We start from the raw sequence: 17,422 nt of genomic DNA on the forward strand, positions 1-17,422 counted from the left end.
GGCTGTCACATCGACCCCTAACACTGTTAGGGACTCATGGCCGGGAGGGAATCCATGGACGAGTCGAGCGCCCGCCGCCGACGGCTCGCGCTGCTCACGCTCTGCGTCACCATGTTCATGTCCATGCTGGACAACGTCATCGTCAACAACGCCCTGCCCCGCATCGGCCGGGATCTGGACGCCGGCATCAGCGGCCTGCAGTGGGTCGCGGAGGGCTACAGCCTGGTCTACGCGGCCTTCGTGCTGACCGGTGGCGCGCTCGGCGACCGGTACGGCCGCACCCGGGTTTTCCGGCTCGGCCTCGCCCTCTTCACCCTCGGTTCGGCCGGGGCCGCGCTCGCCGGGACGATCGGCGTGCTGGTCGGCGCCCGGATGCTCCAGGGCGTCGGCGCCGCGCTGCTCACCCCCGGCAGCCTCGCCCTGCTGCGGCACGTCTTCACCGACGAGCAGGAGCGGGCCAAGGCCATCGCCACCTGGTCCGGGGTCTCCGCGCTCGGCCTCTCGGTCGGCCCGGTGGTCGGAGGCCCGATGGTCGAACACCTCGGCTGGGCCAGCGTGTTCTGGATCAACGTGCCGATCGGCGTCGCCGGACTGCTGCTCGCCGTCCGGGTGCTCCCGGACATCCCGCCGCGCGCCCGCCGGATCGACCTCGGCGGTCTCGCCCTGTCCGCCGCCGGACTGGGCCTGCTGGTCTACGCGCTGATCGAGGGCCCGAACCGGGGCTGGACCGACCCCCGGGTGCTCGGCTGCGGGGTGGCCGCCGTCGCGCTGCTGCTCGCCTTCCTGCTGCTCGAACTGCGCCTCGCCGAGCCGATGCTGGAGCTGCGGCTGTTCCGTGACGGGATGCTGGGCGGCGCGCTGCTCAGCGGGTTCATGGTCAGCTTCGGGATGTTCGGCGCGCTGTTCTTCCTGCCGCTGATGATGCAGGGCACCCTCGGCTGGTCCCCGGCCGCCGCGGGCTACGCCGGGCTGCCGATGACCGCGATGCTGGTGGTCGCCGCACCGCTCTCCGGCCGGCTGACCGCCCGCCACGGGCCGCGGCCGCCGCTGGTGCTCGGCCTCCTCCTCTGCGCGGCCGGCCTCGGCGGACTGTCGCTGTACGGGGACCACGCCCGCTACCCCGAGTACCTGTGGACGCTGTTCGCGATGGGCCTCGGGATGGGGCTCACCTTCACCCCGGTGTCGATCGGGGTGATGCAGCGGGTCGCCCCGGCGCAGACCGGAATGGCCTCGGCGGCCATCAACACCCTGCGTGAACTCGGCGGTGTGCTGGGGATCGCGGTGCTGGGCGCCGTCCTGACCAACCGGCTGACCGACTCCCTGACGGCCGCGCTGCACCGGCTCGGCGTCCCGCCGGACGCCGTCGGCCCGGTCGCGAACGCGCCCACCGGTGCGGTGCACGGCGGTGGCGGCGCGGCGGCGGCCCTGCCAGGTCCGCTCCAGGAGGCGGTGGACGGCGCCTTCGTCGACGGCATCCACCTCGCCACGCGCTGCGGGGCGCTCGCGCTGGTGGCCACGGCCGTCCTGGTCGCCGTCCTGCTCGGCCGGGCCCGTCCGGTCGCGCCGTCGGACCCCGCCCGTCCGCGACCGGCGGAGCCGGCCGGGGCCCGCTCGGCCTGACCTGCCGCGCACGCTGCCGCCGCACACTGCCGCCGCGACCTGCCGCCGTGACCCGCGAGCGGAACCGGCGAGCGGAACCGGCGAGCGGAACCGGCGAGCGGAACCGGCCGACCGGGATCGGCGGATCGACGGATCGACGGTCTCGCGGGCGTCCCGTCAGCGGATGCCTTCGATCGCCGCCTGTGCCCTGCGGGCCAGCTCGCGCCGGGCGCCCGCCCGGCTGGGCTGCGGGCCGGGCGGCGGTATCGGCGGCAGGAAGGTCACGTCGGCGACCAGCCCGCGGGCCGCGACCACCCGGGCGAGCGAGGTGAGCAGCCCGTCGTCCCCGATGAACGCGGGCACGCTGGTCGGCCGCCCGTCCGCCAGCCGGTAGCGGATCGTCACCGGCTGGACGTCGGCCTCCGCCTCCACCGCCGCCTGGAACAGCGCGGGCCGGAACCGGCCGCTCTCCCGCCCGCACCAGGTCGACCCCTCAGGGAAGACGATCACCGGCTGCCCGGAGCGCAGCACCCGGGCCACCGCCGCCACGGTGTCCGGCAGCGTCCGCAGCCGGTCGCGGTCCAGGAAGACGGTGCCGCAGCGGGCGATCAGCGGGCCGAGCACCGGCCACTGCCGGACCTCGGTCTTGGCCAGAGACCGGCCCGGCCGCCCGGCGGCGAGCAGCGGTATGTCCAGCCAGGACACGTGGTTGGCCACCACGAGCACCCCGCCACCCGAGCCGGCAGCCGACCTGCCGGAGCCGGGCCCACCGAGACCGGGCCCGCCGGAACCCGGTCCGCCGGGCCCGGCGAGGTGGACGGTCACCCCGAGGCTGCGCAGCACGACCCGCGCCCAGAACCGGACCAGCCGGATCCGGGCGCCGTACGGGACCAGCCGGGCCGGCGGGATGAGCACGATCCCCGCCAGCAGCACCGCCAGACAGGCCGTCAGCCGCAGCGCCCGCCGGGGGTGGGACACCCCCGGCGAGGCGTCGGCCAGGCAGGTCTCGGGCCGGCACGTCGCGGTGGGCAGCCAGACGCTCATGACGAGGCGCCCGAGGCGGGTACGCCGGACAGGAAGTGCCGCAGGTAGCGCGGGTCGGTGCGCTCCAGCGACAGCAGCACGTACAGGTCGGCGCAGTCGAAGTCCGGGTCGTACGCGGGCTCGCCGCAGACCCAGGCGCCCAGCCGCAGGTAGCCGCGGAGCAGGGCCGGCAGCGCGCCCCGCTCCGCGCGCGCCACCCCGGTGGCGTCCCAGCGCCGGTGCGGGGTGACCCGGTACTCCTCGGGCGCCAGGTACTTGGCGCTGACGGTGTCCCAGACCCGGGCCGCGGTGGCACCGCCGTCCGCCAGCTCGATCGAGCAGCAGCCGCCGACCCAGGTGTTGCCGGTGTCGGCCAGGTAGCGCGCGATGCCGCCCCACATCAGGTTGATGACGGCGCCGTTGCCCCGGTGGTCGGGGTGGATGCAGGAGCGTCCGAGCTCGACCAGGCCCGGGCGGACCGGCGCGAGCGCGGAGAGGTCGAACTCGCCGTCGGAGTACAGCCGGCCGGCCCGGCGGGCGGCCTCGGGCCGCAGCAGCCGGTAGGTGCCGATGACGGCGCCCTGCTCGCCCTCGCGGACCAGCAGGTGGTCGCAGTACTCGTCGAACGGGTCGACGTCCAGGCCCGCGACCGGGCTGTGCAGCACGGCGCCGAGCTCGGCGCCGAAGACCTGGTGGCGCAGCCGCTGGGCGGCGCGCACGTCGTCCTCGTCGCGGGCGAGGGAGACGGTGTACGCGGCCGGGGCGGCGGGCTGGGGGCGAGGCGCGGGGACCGCCGGGGCGTCGTGGGTGGTGGCGACTGCGGACGGAGCGTACGTGGGGACGGTGGTCATGGCGGACCCTCCAGGGCAGCACGATCGGCGGTGCCGTGGATCGCCAGGGCACCGTCCCGGTCCGCAGGCGGTTGGGCATGGACGCGAACCGGTCCCCGTATGTCTCTCCGAGCCGGTTGGCATCTACGTTGCGGCCCGGAGGAGCGCAGATGTGCACCTGTTGAATGGGAACACCCGTGGCCGGGTGGTCACTTGACCGGCATCGGGCGCTCGTCCGCCGGGGGTGGACAACACCTGCCGCGGGGGCGTACGGGCCGCACCGTACGCCCCCGCTGTCACGACCACGTCGTCACGTCTCCGCCGTGACGCCCGGCCGTCACGCCGTGGCCGCCACGGCCGCGGCGCGCGGCTCAGAACACCCGCCAGCCCTCCGGGTCGACCCCGCCCGGGACGGCGCCGGCCGGGCCGTACGGCTCGCGGGTGTAGACGAAGGAGCCGACGTCGAGGTGGCTGACGGTGCCGTCGGGGTGGCGGACCACCCGCAGGGTCTCGCCCGCGTAGTAGTTCTCGACACCCGTCCAGGTGCCGTCCGCCTCGGGCCGGAACCGCGAGCCCCGGCCGGCGCCGGTGAGCGGGGTGAGCTCCAGGACCCGGCCGGGCCGCAGCCGCAGGACGGCCGGCATGGCGCCCCAGTACCAGGGGCCGGTGAGCTCCAGCGGTTCCGCGTCCACCTCGGCCAGCGGGCGCCACGGTTCGGGCAGCCGGGGCTCGAGTTCGGCGGTGAGCGCGATCAGCTGGGCGGCCAGCGCGGCGGCGCTGGCACCGCTGGTCGCGTTGGAGAGGGCGTACGCGGCCAGGCCGTCGGACTCGCTGATCCACAGGCCCGCCGTGAAGCCGGGCATCGAGCCGGTGTGCCCGTACAGCAACCGGCCCTCGTGGCGGCGCAGTTGCAGACCGAGGCCGTAGCCGCTGGTCCACTCGGCGTCGTCCGGGGCGACGGCCGGGCGGCGCATCTCGGCGACGGTGCCGGCGGACAGCACCTTGTCGTCGCCGGCCGACAGGAAGGCCGCCCAGCGGGCCAGGTCCGCGATGGTGGACCAGAGCTGGCCGGCCGGGCCCATCAGTCCGGTGTCGGTGAGCGGCTCGGGCAGCATGACGTCGGCCCAGGGGTGGACGGCGAAGCCCCCGGCGTGCGGGTGCTCGGGCAGCAGCGTGGTGCGCTCCATCCCGAGCGGGGCGAGCACCTCGCGGCGCAGCACCTCGCCCCAGGGCTCGCCGCGGAGCTTGGCCACCAGCGCGCCGAGCAGCGCGTAGCCGGGGTTGGAGTAGTGGTACACCCGCCCGGCCGGGTGCTTCAGCGGCCGCTCGTCCTCCAGGATGTCGTCGAGGCCGGGCCGCAGCGCGCCGTCGGTCCGCTCCCACCAGGGGCCGGGGGTCTCCGCGGTCAGGCCCGAGGAGTGCGAGAGCAGTTGGGCGATGGTCGCGTCGCCGGCGGGGGTGCCGGGCAGGTGGCGGGAGAGCGGGTCGGCGAGGTCGAGCAGGCCCTCGTCGCGCAGTCGGAGCACCAGCACGGCGACGAAGGTCTTGGTGAGCGAGCCGATCCGGTACTGGACGTCGGGGGTCGGCGCGTGCCCGTCGATCATGCTGCGGGCGCCGCTCCACACCGGCCGCCCGTCGCGCAGCACCCCGGCGACCATCGAGGGCGTGCGCCCCTCGGCCTGGGCGACGGCGAGCCGGTGCAGCAGCGCGCGGCGGGTGGCGGGCAGCAGCTCGGGGGGCAGGTCGGTCATGTGGGCTTCTGGACTCATGGACATGTGTACGGACAGTAGTCCAGCCCGGCCGCGGGGCCGACCGGTTTAACCGGCCTGACCCGCCACGACCGGGCTCCGGACGCGATCGTCCCGCCACGACCCGGCTCCGGACCCGATCGTCCCGCCACGACCCGGCTCCGCACGCGATCGGCCCGCCCCGATCGGCCGGGACGGTCAGTCCGGCAGCGGTGGCAGTTCCGGCCGCTCCAGCCAGGCCTCGAAGAGCGGGCCGAGCGGGGCCGTGGTGTACCGGGCGGCGTGGGCGCGCAGGTCGTCGGTGGAGACCACGCCGTGCCGGTTGGCGCTCGTCCAGTCCCGCAGCATCGCGAAGAACGCGTCCTCGCCGAGCACCCGCCGCAGCGCGTGCACGAGCAGTCCGCCGCGCTGGTACAGCCGGTCGTCGAACATCAGCTTCCGGCTCGGGTCGCCGAGCCGCAGGTCCTGCGGCAGCCCGGCCAGCAGCCGGTGTGCGGCGGCGGCGTGCACGGCCGCGCCCGGGCCGCCGGCGTGCTCGGACCAGAGCCACTCCGCGTACTTGGCGAAGCCCTCGTTGAGCCATATGTGCCGCCAGTCGGCGATCGTGACGCTGTTGCCGAACCACTGGTGGGCCAGCTCGTGGGCGATCAGCCGCTCGCGCTCCCAGCCGCCGCCGAGGTGGTTGGTGCCGAAGGTGGCGACGCCCTGGGCCTCCACCGGGACGTCCAGTTCCTCGTCCGCGACGACCACCGCGTACTCGCCGAACGGGTACGGGCCGAAGACCTCGCCGAAGTAGGCCGCCATCTCCGGCTGCCGGGCGAAGTCCCGGGCGAAGGCGGCGGCCAGCCGCTCCGGCACGTAGCCGGTCTGCGGCACCGCCGGGCGCACCGCCAGCGGCACCGGCCGGTAGTGCCCGATCGACACCGTCACCAGGTACGTCGGGGTGGGCGCGCTCTGCTCGTACACCCAGGTGGTGCTGGACGCCTTGGTGGTGCGGGTCAGCAGCCGGCCGCTCGCCACCACGGTGAACGGGGACGCCGTGGTGATCGCGATCTGGTACGTCGCCTTGTCGGCGGGCCGGTCGTTGCACGGGAACCAGGACGGCGCGCCGACCGGCTGGCTCGCCACCAGCGCGCCCTCGGTCAGCTCCTCCCAGCCCAGGCCGCCCCACGGGCTGCGGACCGGGCGCGGGTTGCCGGTGTAGTGCACCTCGACGGTGAACGCCGCGCCCGGCGCGAGCGCCTTGGCGGGGCGGATCCGCAGCTTGCCGCCGCGGTGGGTGTAGCGGGCGGCCCGGCCGTCGACCAGCACCCGGCCGATCCGGAACTCGGCCAGGTCGAGCGCGAACTCCGCCAGCGCCGCGTCCGCGACCGCGCTCAGCCGGGCCGAGCCGGCCAGCCGGTTGGGCCCGGGCCGGTAGTCCAGCGCCAGCTCGTAGCGGTGCACCCGGTAGCGGTGGTCGCCGCTGGTCGGGAAGTACGGGTCCGGGGCACCTGCGGCCGCCGGGACGTGCTTGGGCTTCACGGGGGCGTGCGCTTCCTGCGGGCCGGGACGGGGGGACGGGGAGGTGGTCACGGCGTGGTCTGCCACGCCTCGATCGGGTTGCCCAGCCACCGCGTGTCGGCGGGGACGGACTCGGCGCGCATCACCAGCGAGGCCGGGCCCAGCGTGCTGCGCGCGCCCACCGTGCTGCCGGGCAGCACGATGCCGCCCGGGCCCAGGGTGGCGCCCTCGCGGAGGACCACAGTATCCATCCGCATGATCCGGTCGTGGAAGAGGTGCGTCTGCACCACGCAGCCCCGGTTGACGGTGACCCCGTCACCCAGGGTGACCAGGTCCGCCTCGGGCAGCCAGTAGCTCTCGCACCAGACCCCGTGTCCGACGTGCGCGCCGAGCGAGCGCAGCCACAGGTTCAGCACCGGGGTGCCGGGCACCGCGCCGACCAGCCACGGCACCGCCAGCATCTCCACGAAGGTGTCCGCCAGCTCGTTGCGCCACACGAAGCCGCTCCACAGCGGGTGCTCCACCGCCCGGAACCGCCCGACCAGCAGCCACTTGGCAGCCACCGCGACCACACAGGCCAGCACACCGGCCGCCAGCAGCACCAGGCCCGACAGCAGCGCGGCGGTCAGCGGCGAGCCGGCCGCCAGCCAGGACAGCGCCGCCACGGTCAGCACGCCCAGCGCCGCCGAGGCCAGCACCGGCACCAGCCGGCCCACCTCGACCAGCCCGCGCGCCCACAGCAGCCGGGCCGGCGGCTCGTACGTCAGGCTCTGGTCGGCCTGGTCCGCCGAGCGCGGCAGCCGCATCGGCGGCATGCCCAGGTACGAGCCGCCCTTCTTCGCCTTCGCCGGCGTCGCCGACAGCACGCCCACCAGGCCGCGCTTGGGCACCGAGCGGCCCGGCGCGGTCATCCCCGAGTTCCCGAGGAACGCCCGCTCGCCGACCTTCGCCTCGCCGAGCCGCACCCAGCCGCCGCCCAGCTCGTACGGGGCGATCAGGGTGTCGTCGGCCAGGAACGCGCCGTCGCCGACCGTGGTCAGACTGGGCAGCGCCAGCACCGTGGACACCTCCGCGCCACGGCCGACCCGCATCCCGAGGGCGCGCAGCCACAGCGGCGTGACCAGCCCGGCGTAGAGCGGGAACAGCACCTCGCGGGCCCGGTCCATCAGCTGGGTGACGGTCCACGCCTGCCAGCCGACCCGGCCGTGCAGCGGGTGCGTCCCGGGGACCAGGCCGGTGCTCAGCAACCGGACCAGCACCACCAGCTGCGCCGCGTACACCGCGCCGAACGCCGGCGTGGCGGGCAACAGCCCGAGCAGCGCGCCGCCGAGCGCCGGGCCGAGGGCCGCGCCCTGGTCGACGAACCGGGACAGCACCGCCAGCGCGGCGAGCGCGGGCAGCACCGGGAGCAGGCTGAGCACGGCACCGCTGGCGCCGTACAGCGAGGCCCAGCCGGCCCGGCGGACCGGGCGCTCCTTGGGCCAGGCGCGCTCGGCGCGGCCCAGCTTGACGGCGGGTGCGCCGCCCCAGCGCTGGCCGGTCGGCACCTGGCCGGTGACGCTGGAGCCGGCCGCCACGTGGGCCCGCTTGCCGACCCGGGCTCCGGGCAGCAGCGTCGAGCGGGTGCCGACCACGGCACCGGAACCGATCTTGACCTGGCCGATCAGCAGCCGGTCGCCGTCCAGCCAGTAGCCGCACAGGTCGACCTCGGCCTCGACCGCGCAGCCGCGGCCCAGCTTCAGCATCCCGGTGACCGGCGGCAGCGAGTGCAGGTCCACCTCGGGCGCGACCTTGGCGCCCAGCGCCCGGGCGTAGCGCACCAGCCAGGCGCCGGACAGCGAGTCCGCGCCGCTCAGTTCGGCGAGCCGCTCGGCGGTCCACAGTCGCAGGTGGACGGAGCCGCCGCGCGGGTGGCTGCCCGGGCGCAGGCCGCGCAGCAGCAGCCGGGCGCCGCCGGCCGCGACGGCCAGCCGCCCCGGCGGGGTGTACAGCACGAGCGCGCCCGCGCCGACCCACCACCAGGAGGCGGTGGGCGCCCACGGGTAGTCGCCGAGGTGGGTGAGCAGGTTCCCGGCGGCCAGCAGGGCGACGGTCCAGCGCAGGCCGACCACGGTGAACAGCGGGATCAGCAGGAGCAGCTGGAGCAGCTTGGCCCTGGTCGGCACCAGGGCGATCGTCCTGGCCTCGGCGCTCTCGCCGGCGGAGCGCTCCAGGTGCCGGGCGAGCTTGCGCAGCGTCGGGTTCTGGTAGATGTCCAGCACGGCCGCGCTCGGGTAGCGGGTGCGCAGCAGGGTGGTCAGCCGGGCGGCGGCCAGGCTGCCGCCGCCGATCGCGAAGAAGTCGTCGCGCGGGCCGCCGACCTTGATCCCCAGGATCTCCGCCCACTGCTCCGCCAGCCAGGCCTCGGTGCCGTACAGCTCCTCGCTCGGGCCGGCGGTCTCCAGCTCGGGCAGCGGCCAGGGCAGGGCGTTGCGGTCGACCTTGCCGGAGGTCCTGGTGGGCAGGGTCTCGACGGTCGCCAGCAGCGGCACGAGGGCGGCGGGCAGCTCGGCGCGCAGCCGCTCGACGGCCTGCTGGCGGTCGAAGCCGTCCTGGACCACCAGGTAGCCGACCAGCAGCTGGTTGCCGCCGCGCGCGGTCCGCACCGCGGCCGCCGCGCCCGCCACGCCGGGCAGGGCCTGCAGGGCCGCGTCGACCTCGCCCAGCTCGATCCGGCGGCCGCCCAGCTTGATCTGCTCGTCGGTGCGGCCGAGGAACAGCAGACCGGCCGGGTCCGCCTGGACGAGGTCGCCGCTGCGGTAGGCGCGTTCCCAGCCCAGCGAGGGCAGCGGGGCGTACTTCTCGGCGTCCTTCTCCGGGTCGAGGTAGCGGGCCAGGCCCACTCCGCCGATCACCAGCTGTCCGGTGCCGCCGGGGGCGACCGGCACACCGGCCTCGTCCACCACGGCGAGGTCCCAGCCGTCCAGCGGCAGGCCGATCCGCACCGGGCCGTCGCCGGTCAGCAGGGCGGCGCAGGCGACCACGGTGGCCTCGGTGGGGCCGTAGGTGTTCCACACCTCGCGGCCCTCGGTGACCAGGCGCTGCACCAGCTCGGGCGGGCAGGCCTCGCCGCCGAAGATCAGCAGCCGGACCTCGTTGAGCGCCTCGGCCGGCCACAGCGCGGCCAGGGTCGGGACGGTGGAGACCACGGTGATCTCCTGCTCGGCCAGCCAGGGGCCGAGGTCGGCGCCGCTGCGCACCTGGGAGCGGGGGACCGGCACCAGGCAGGCGCCGTGCCGCCAGGCCAGCCACATCTCCTCGCAGGAGGCGTCGAAGGCCACCGAGAGGCCGGCCATCACCCGGTCGCCGGGGCCGATCGGCTCCTCCTGGAGGAAGAGCGCGGCCTCGGCGTCCACGAAGGCGGCGGCGTTGTGGTGGGTGACGGCCACGCCCTTGGGCTTGCCGGTCGACCCGGAGGTGAAGATGATCCAGGCGTCGTCGGCGGGGGTGGGGCGGCGCTCCAGCGCGGGCGCGCGCTCGCCGGTGGTCGCCAGGGCGCGCCCGGCGCCGAGCACGGCGGCGACGGCGGCCTCGCCGAAGACCAGCTCGGCGCGCTCGTCCGGGTCCTCGGCGTCCACCGGGACATAGGCGGCCCCGGCGGCGAGCACCGAGAGGATCGAGACGTAGAGGTCGTTGGTGCCGGAGGGTACGCGCACGCCGACCCGGTCGCCGGGGCCGATCCCGGCGGCGGCCAGCCGGCGGCGCAGCTGCTCGACCTCGGCGGCCAGCGCGCGGTAGCTGAGCACGGTGTGCCCGTCGTCCAGGGCGGGCTCGTCGGGGTGGGCGCGTACGGTGGCGTCCAGCACGTCGGCCAGGGTGCGCGGGGCGGCGGCGGGGCGGCCGGGGAACAGGGCGAGCGCCTGCTCGGGCCGGGTGGGCGTGGCCTGCGGGGCCGGCTCCTGCGCCGTCGGGTCCTGTGCCGTCGGGTCCTGCGGTGGCGTGGCGTACTGCTCCGGGTGGCTCGGTTCAGCTGTCATGGCAGCCGTGCGCTCCTCGTCCTCGCCCCGTTCCGACCGATGTCCGGCCCCTGGGGCGGTGGGAACACCGCCTGACCGGGTGATCCCACTCCGGGGCCGGAGCGGACAACCTGACCGATGGTAGCCCCGGCGCGGCGACCGGGCAGGAACGGAAACTCGGGCCAACTGGCGTCGGAACGGCCGAATCTGACAGCTCGTCAGTCAATAACTGAGCCTTCTCGTCATTGATGTGACGTGGCGTCAGTCGAATTGACGGATCGTCAGGTCCATTTCTCGACCGTGATCCACACCACAGCGAATGCTGCTCCCTTCGGGTGGCAGGGGGGTGGCGGGCCGGGGATTCCGGGGCGGAACCCCTCGGTTCGTGCCCGACCCGCCACCGTGTCCGGCGGTCAGCGGAACCGGTGCAGGTTCTCGCCGAGGAAGGCCTCCAGGGTACGCGGAGCATGTCCGGCGAGGCGGAGGAAGGTGTCGTCCGGCGTCTCCTTGCGGACCACCGCGAGCTGCTGGATCTCCACCACGTGGGTGGCCAGCCAGTCCGGCATCCCGGCCCGGGCGACCAGGTGGGCGTGCAGCTCGGACGGGCTCAGGTCGAGGTAGCGGACCGGCCGGCCGAGCAGCTCGCCCAGCAGTGCGGTGAGCTCGGGGTGGCTGTAGGCCCGCCCGCCGGTGAGCGGATAGGTGCCGCCCGCCAGCTCGGGGCGGGTGAGCGCCTCGGCGGCGGCCTCCCCGATGTCCCGGACGTCCACGTAGTTGCACCGCGCCTGCCCCATCGCGCCGTGCACCACCCCGGCGGCGGTGATGCCGGGCGCCAGGAGCAGCAGCTTCTGCATGAACGCGTACGGTCGCAGGACGGTGGTGGTGATGCCGGAGGACCGCAGTCGTTCCTCGATCAGGTGGTGGCCGCGGGAGACGGCGACGGGGGAGTCCGGCTCGGCGGCGGGTGCGGAGACCTTGACGACGTGTTCCACGCCGCAGTCGATCGCCGCCTCGATCGCGTTCAGCTCGTACCGGACCTGCTGTGGGCCGTTGGCCATGGTGAGGAAGAGGTGGTGCGCCCCGCGGAAGGCTGCGCGCAGGGAGGCGGGGTCGGCGGCGTCGGCCGGGAGGACGGCGGTCCGGGCGAGCGTGCGCTCGTCGAGGGTGGCGGTCAGCCGGGCGGGGTCGCGGCTGAGGGCGCGGCTCGGTGCGCCGAGGGCGGCGAGGCTGCGCAGGGTGGCGCTACCGGTGGCGCCTGCGGCGCCCATGATGACGATCATGACGTCTGCCTTTCGGGTTGGGGTGTGGCGGGGAGTCGGTGCTGCGCGGTGCGGGCCGGGCGGCTGCCGCGCCAGCGCCAGGTGGTGATGGTGGCGGCGATCGCCGAGGAGACCGGCAGGTCGATCGGCAGCCGCTTCGGCCACGGGCTGTCGGCGAGTGCCGGGAGCTGCGGCAGCCAGCGGGCGGCGGCGAGGCCGACCGCCAGGCCGAGCGCGGCGGCGGCCAGGCCGAGGGCGGCGGCCGCGAGCGCGCGCGGGGTCCGGGCGGGCCGGGTGCGGAGGGGGCGGCGGCGCAGCGTGGCGCCGAGGGCGGCGGCCACCAGTGCGGAGGTGCCGCCGATGGTGGTGAGCGCGGCGGCCACCAGCTGCGGCTGGCCGGTGACGGCTCCGCCGGCCCCGGCGGTGACCGCGGGCATGGCGTAGGCGACCAGGACCTCGCGCCACAGGATGAAGGGCGGGGGAGCGCCGGGGGCTTTCTTGCTCATGGGTCGGTTCTTCCTTTCGCTCGTGGGCAGTCGTGCCCGGCTGAGGCCGGCTGCGCCAGGCGCCATGCTTAGGTTCCTAAGCATTTGCTTGTACTTAGGTGCCTAACTATTGGGGCTGAAGAGAGGCGGGCCGCCGGATTGCGGCCCGCCCGGGGTGGGTCAGTCCTCGGTGAGTGCGTCCATGCCCGCGACCACCCGGGCCAGCAGGTCCAGGAAGGTGCCGCGCTCCTCGACGGTCAGGCCCCCGACCAGCGCCTGCATCCGGGCGAAGTGCTCGGGTGCCAGCTCCCGCAGCCGGTCGGCGCCCCGCGCGGTGAGGATCACCACGTTGCCGCGGCCGTCCTCGGTGGACGGTCGCCGGGCCACCAGGCCCTCCCGTTCCAGGCCGTCGACCAGGCCGGTCACGGTCGCCCGGGAGACGCCCAGGCTTGCCGCGAGCTGGGAGGGGGACTTCTCTCCGCCGTGGTCCTCCAGGTCCGCCAGCAGTCGGTAGCGTCCGGTGGAGAGGCCGAAGCGGCCGAAGTGCACCTCGCCGGCCTGGCCGAGCCGGGCGCCCGCCGCCATCAGCCGGGTCGCGACCAGGATCGCCTGCGGATCGGCCGTGAGGCCGTAGCGGGCGATCTGGCGGCGCGCCTGGTCGAGGCTGGGGGCGGCCGGGCCGCTCTCGGGGTGCTGGGTCACGAGAAGTAATATGGCGCCTAACCTGATTCCCGGTCAAGTGCGGGCGCGGGCTCTTGCCTAGGCGGCACGGGGAGTGATCCGAGGCGGCGTCCAGTCGGCGTGCCGCAGGACGGTCCGGACCATCGCGCCGGGCGGGGTGAGCCGGATCGCGGCGTTGCGCAGGCCGACCGCCAGGGGGTGGGCGAGCTGCTGGCCCATCCGGCCGGCCCGGCGGGCGTCGCGGGCCACGGTTTGGCTGCGCGGGCGGCGGACCGCGTCGTACCGGGCGAGCGCGCCTTCGACCGTCCGGGCCTCGGTGAGCGCCGCCGCCAGGGTCACCGCGTCCTCCAGGGCCTGACAGGCCCCCTGGCCGAGGTGGGGTGTCATGGCGTGCGCCGCGTCGCCGAGCAGGGCGATCCGGCCCGAGACGTAGGACGGCAGCGGGGTGGCCAGCTCGTTGACGTCGTGGTGCAGGACCGCCTCCGGCCGGGTCGCGGCCAGCAGTGCGGGGATCGGCTCGTGCCAGCGCGCGAAGCGGCGGCGGACCTCGGTCAACGGGTCCGGGTAGCGGACCCCGGCGGGGGCGTTCAGGACCGCGTGCCACTCGGCGGTGCCGTCCGGGAAGGCGATGTGGCCGAACTCCGCGCCGTGGCCCCAGGTCAGCTCGAAGTCCGCCTTCAGTCCGTCGATCGGGCGCTCGGTGATCGCGCGCAGCACCGTCGAGCCGCTGTAGGCCGGACCGGGGTGGTCGGGGAAGAGGTGACGACGGAGGCGGCTGTTGATGCCGTCGGCCGCCACCAGGAGGTCGGCCTCCAGGTGGCCTGCCGCCAGGCGGCCCGTCTGCGGTCGGTCGGTCTTCGGGCGGCCCGCCTCCGGGGTGGTGCCGCCGAGGTCGACCCGGACCCGGAACGGCCGGGTGGTGTCCACCCCGGTCACCTCGGCGCCGACGACGAGGGACTCGACGGGCAGCGCCTCGCGCAGGACGCGGTGCAGGGCCGCGCGGGGGATCCCGACGATCGGGGCGCCCAGCTCGCGTTCCAGCGCCGCACCGTCCATGGCGGCGAGCCTGCGGCCGTCCGGGGCCCGGGTGCCGCCGGTGTACTGGCGGCGGGCGGCCGCCTCGACCGCCTCGCCGACTCCGAGGGTGGCGAGCGCGCGCATCCCGTTGGCGGCCAGGGAGATGCCGGCCCCGGCGTCGTCCAGGACGGCCGCCCGTTCGACCACGGTCACGTCCCACCCCGCCAGCCGGAGTCCGATCGCGGCCGCCAGTCCGCCGATCCCGCCCCCGACCACCACCGCGCTGTTGTTGCTCATGCCCGGTCCCTCCTGCGTCGCCCCACTGCTTTCTACAGCTGTAGAAGGAGCGTACTACGGGCCGTCGGCGGGCGAGCGGGGGTGGGTCGGGCCGGGCGGTCGGCGATCGGGGGCTGGGGGCCGGTCCGGCCCGAGGGGATGCGCGACGGGCGCGGCGGGCCCGGTAGAAAGGGGGAATGCGGCGAAACGAGGACCAGAAGCGGGACGATGCGGGGCGGCCGGACCGGCGGACGGTGTTGGCCGACGCCGCCATCGGGGTGCTGGCGGACCTCGGCGTGCGCGGACTCACCCACCGGGCGGTCGACGCGGCGGCCGGGCTGCCGGTCGGAACCACCTCGGCCTACCTGCGGACCAGGCAGGCGCTGCTCACCGCGCTGGTACGGCGGCTGGTGGAGCTGGACCAGGGCGAGCTGCACACCATGGGGGAACGGGTGACGGTCCGATCGGAGGAGGAACTGGCCGACGGGATCGCCGAGTTGATGCGGCAGCGATTGTCCGGCGACGGGCGGCGGCGCTCGCTCGCCCGGTACGCCTGCGCGGTGGAGAGCGTGCGTGACCCCGAGCTGCGCGAGATCCTCGTCCCGCGCGAGAACGCCGGGCGCGCCGCCGTCCGCGCGTTCCTCGCCGCTCGGGGCGTGGTCGACCCCGACGGGCGGACCGCCACGCTGTTGGCCTGCGTCGACGGCCTGGTCTTCGAGCACCTGGTGAGCGGCGGCGAGCCCGAGGCCGACGCGATCCAGGGGCTGGTGGCGGCCGCCCTGCGGGGAGCGCCCGTGAGCTGAGCGCCGGGCGGCACCGGCGCGGCTCGACCGTGAATTCCCGGACGGCCACACAAAAGTGGTGCTCCCGGGGGCGGGGCGCGCGGGGAATCGCCCGGGGTGGCCCGGCTCGTCTTCACCGAACCCGGAAGCTCGACGGCCGATCGGCGAGACCGGATGATGAGGCATCAGGTCAATCAACCGTCAAGTTGGTTCATTCACAGAATGTTTCGTGATGCGTTGCCTCTCGATCAGAGGAATTACGCCGCCCCCAGGTCTTCCCACGGAGATCTCCGGCTGACAGGCTGGGGCCGCCCTTTTCAGTACCGAGGAGGTTCCTTGTCCCGCATATCCACGTTGGCCGGAGCGGTCACCTGTGCCCTCGCACTTGTCACCGGCACCGCCGTCGCCGCGTCGGCCGCGCCCATCGACCAGGCCCCCGGCCTGGCCGAGGCGAAGGTCGCCCCCGTCGCCTGGACGCCGTGCAACCCCGACCCGAGCAAGCCGGACCCCGGCATCTACGACTGCGCCGTCTACCCCGTGCCGCTGGACTACGACAACCCCTCGGGTGAGAAGGTCGGCATCGCCATGATGCGGCGGCGGGCGAGCGACCCGTCGAAGCGGATCGGTTCGCTGTTCCTCAACCCCGGTGGCCCGGGCGGCAGTGGCTACCTGTGGGCGACGACCTCCCGCTTCGGGGCCGAGGTGCAGTCCAAGTTCGACCTGGTCGGCTTCGACCCGCGCGGCGTGGCCCGGAGCAACCCGCTCAAGTGCTTCAAGACCCAGGAGGACGCCGACGCGGTCACCAACCGCATGATCGGCGTGCCCGTCACCAAGGCCGAGATCGACGGGACGCTGGACGCGGACCAGGACTACAGCGACGCGTGCAGCAAGAACGCCGGCCCGCTGATCGAGCACATGTCGACCATCAACGTGGTGCGCGACCTCGACCGGATGCGCCGCGCCGTCGGTGACTCCCAGCTCACCTTCGCCGGGTTCTCCTACGGCACCCTGATCGGGTCGACGTACGCCAACATGTACCCGAACAAGGTCCGCGCGATCATCGTCGACGGCAACGTCGACCCGAACCTGCGCCTGCACAACGGCATGGAGTACGACCGCCAGCGGGCGAACGGCTTCGAGATCGCCCTGGACGAGTTCCTCAAGCGTTGCCAGGCCGCCGGCGCCCCGCGCTGCGCCTTCGGCGACGGCGACACCCGGGCCAAGTTCGACCAGCTCCGGGACCACCTGCGGACCAGCCCGATCACGCTGCCGGACGGCTCCAAGGTGACGCTGAGCAGCTTCACCGGTGAGGTGGCCAGCGCCCTGTACTCGCAGGCCAAGCTGGCCCCGCTGGCCAAGTCGCTCCAGGCGACCTACCAGCAGTTCCAGAAGCCGGCCGCGACCGCGCTGCTGGCCCCGCAGGCGAACGTGTCGGACGAGGACGCCAAGCTGCTCTCGGTGGAGGTCCCGCGGACGGCGCTGCGGGAGGCCCCGGTGGACTCCGAGTACACCGCGGACGACTCCTACCTGGCCGTCAACTGCCAGGACAAGCCGTACCCCTCCAACGACCGGGTGTTCGCGACCGCGGCCAAGGCGTGGGAGAAGGACATGCCGACCTTCGGCCGCTACCAGGCCTTCGACGCGCCGGCGTGCGCGAGCTGGCCGGCCCCGGCCCGGGACGCCGAGCGCTTCTCCGGCCCGTGGAACAAGAAGACCTCCAACACCGTGATGGTGATCGGCAACCTCTACGACCCGGCCACCCAGTACAAGTTCGCCCAGCGGATGCAGCAGGAGCTGGGCAACGCCGTGCTGGTCAGCGTCGACTCGATCGAGCACTGCGCCGTGGGCCGCAGCAAGGCGCTGAACCAGCTCGTCACCCGCTACCTGGTGGACGGCACCGCGCCGGCCGCCGGCCAGCTGCTGAAGCCGGACGCGGAGATCTTCCCGGCGGTCTGACGCAACGGCCCCCGGTGACCGTGGGGGCGGCTTGACGGTCGTGGTGGTCGGCGGTGCTGCCGGCCACCACGACCTTGCTTTTCCGGCGAATTCCCGGAAGGCGTGGAAGGCCCGCGGAATGCGGTGGTGAATCGTCATCGAACCTCCGGCGGAGCGGATTCCCGTGAGTCGTCGATGACCGTAGCCCATGCCACTGACAAGGGGGTTCCGCTGCGGTGTCGAAGGTCAAGACCGCGATTGACCAGTGGGAATAACGTTCAGTCACACT

12 protein-coding genes are annotated in these 17,422 nt (G+C 74.8%); 3 read left to right on the forward strand and 9 right to left on the reverse strand.

The genetic code is table 11. The features are described 5' to 3' along the window. Window positions 1–54: 54 nt before the first annotated feature. On the forward strand, window positions 55–1,620 hold the full coding sequence (locus ACIQ87_RS28290) for an MFS transporter (RefSeq protein ID WP_402411725.1): 1,566 nt from the start codon (window positions 55–57) through the stop codon (window positions 1,618–1,620). A 156-nt stretch (window positions 1,621–1,776) separates the two neighbouring features. Here ACIQ87_RS28290 and ACIQ87_RS28295 read toward each other — a convergent pair whose 3' ends face one another. From ACIQ87_RS28295 to ACIQ87_RS28335, 9 genes are all read right to left on the reverse strand, one after another. After that, window positions 1,777–2,643: a lysophospholipid acyltransferase family protein gene (locus ACIQ87_RS28295; protein ID WP_402411728.1), complete on the reverse strand. Its 867-nt coding sequence runs from the start codon at window positions 2,641–2,643 to the stop codon at window positions 1,777–1,779. Next, window positions 2,640–3,473: a GNAT family N-acetyltransferase gene (locus ACIQ87_RS28300; protein WP_402411731.1), complete on the reverse strand. Its 834-nt coding sequence runs from the start codon at window positions 3,471–3,473 to the stop codon at window positions 2,640–2,642. Before ACIQ87_RS28300 ends, ACIQ87_RS28295 begins: the two co-directional genes overlap by 4 nt. Window positions 3,474–3,823: 350 nt before the next feature. Next, complete coding sequence (locus tag ACIQ87_RS28305) at window positions 3,824–5,203, reverse strand: serine hydrolase domain-containing protein (RefSeq protein WP_402411733.1); 1,380 nt, start codon at window positions 5,201–5,203, stop codon at window positions 3,824–3,826. A 195-nt stretch (window positions 5,204–5,398) separates the two neighbouring features. Further along, window positions 5,399–6,724: a M1 family metallopeptidase gene (locus ACIQ87_RS28310; protein WP_402411736.1), complete on the reverse strand. Its 1,326-nt coding sequence runs from the start codon at window positions 6,722–6,724 to the stop codon at window positions 5,399–5,401. Between the two features lie 47 nt (window positions 6,725–6,771). Then, a complete protein-coding gene (locus tag ACIQ87_RS28315) occupies window positions 6,772–10,719 on the reverse strand; it encodes a Pls/PosA family non-ribosomal peptide synthetase (protein ID WP_402411739.1) in 3,948 nt (1,315 codons plus the stop codon). Between the two features lie 392 nt (window positions 10,720–11,111). Beyond that, window positions 11,112–11,978, reverse strand: coding sequence for an NmrA family NAD(P)-binding protein (locus ACIQ87_RS28320; RefSeq protein ID WP_402411742.1), 867 nt, complete (start codon window positions 11,976–11,978; stop codon window positions 11,112–11,114). Further along, window positions 11,975–12,463 (reverse strand): hypothetical protein, encoded by a 489-nt coding sequence (locus ACIQ87_RS28325; RefSeq protein ID WP_402411745.1) that lies wholly within the window; start codon window positions 12,461–12,463, stop codon window positions 11,975–11,977. Before ACIQ87_RS28325 ends, ACIQ87_RS28320 begins: the two co-directional genes overlap by 4 nt. A gap of 159 nt (window positions 12,464–12,622) precedes the next feature. After that, window positions 12,623–13,144, reverse strand: a complete 522-nt coding sequence (locus tag ACIQ87_RS28330) for a MarR family winged helix-turn-helix transcriptional regulator (RefSeq protein WP_402411748.1) — start codon at window positions 13,142–13,144, stop codon at window positions 12,623–12,625. 57 nt (window positions 13,145–13,201) lie between these two features. Continuing rightward, a complete protein-coding gene (locus ACIQ87_RS28335) occupies window positions 13,202–14,437 on the reverse strand; it encodes an FAD-dependent monooxygenase (RefSeq protein WP_402411751.1) in 1,236 nt (411 codons plus the stop codon). Between the two features lie 176 nt (window positions 14,438–14,613). Here ACIQ87_RS28335 and ACIQ87_RS28340 point away from each other — a divergent pair, with 176 nt between their 5' ends. Together ACIQ87_RS28340 and ACIQ87_RS28345 are read left to right on the forward strand one after the other, a co-directional pair. Then, a complete protein-coding gene (locus tag ACIQ87_RS28340; RefSeq protein ID WP_402411753.1) occupies window positions 14,614–15,219 on the forward strand; it encodes a TetR/AcrR family transcriptional regulator in 606 nt (201 codons plus the stop codon). A 315-nt stretch (window positions 15,220–15,534) separates the two neighbouring features. After that, the gene (locus tag ACIQ87_RS28345) at window positions 15,535–17,154 is read left to right on the forward strand and encodes an alpha/beta hydrolase (RefSeq protein WP_402411756.1); all 1,620 of its coding nucleotides are present in this window, start codon (window positions 15,535–15,537) and stop codon (window positions 17,152–17,154) included. Window positions 17,155–17,422: the final 268 nt, after the last annotated feature.

The organism is Kitasatospora sp. NPDC096204 (assembly GCF_044763205.1).
Classification (GTDB): Bacteria; Actinomycetota; Actinomycetes; order Streptomycetales; family Streptomycetaceae; genus Kitasatospora.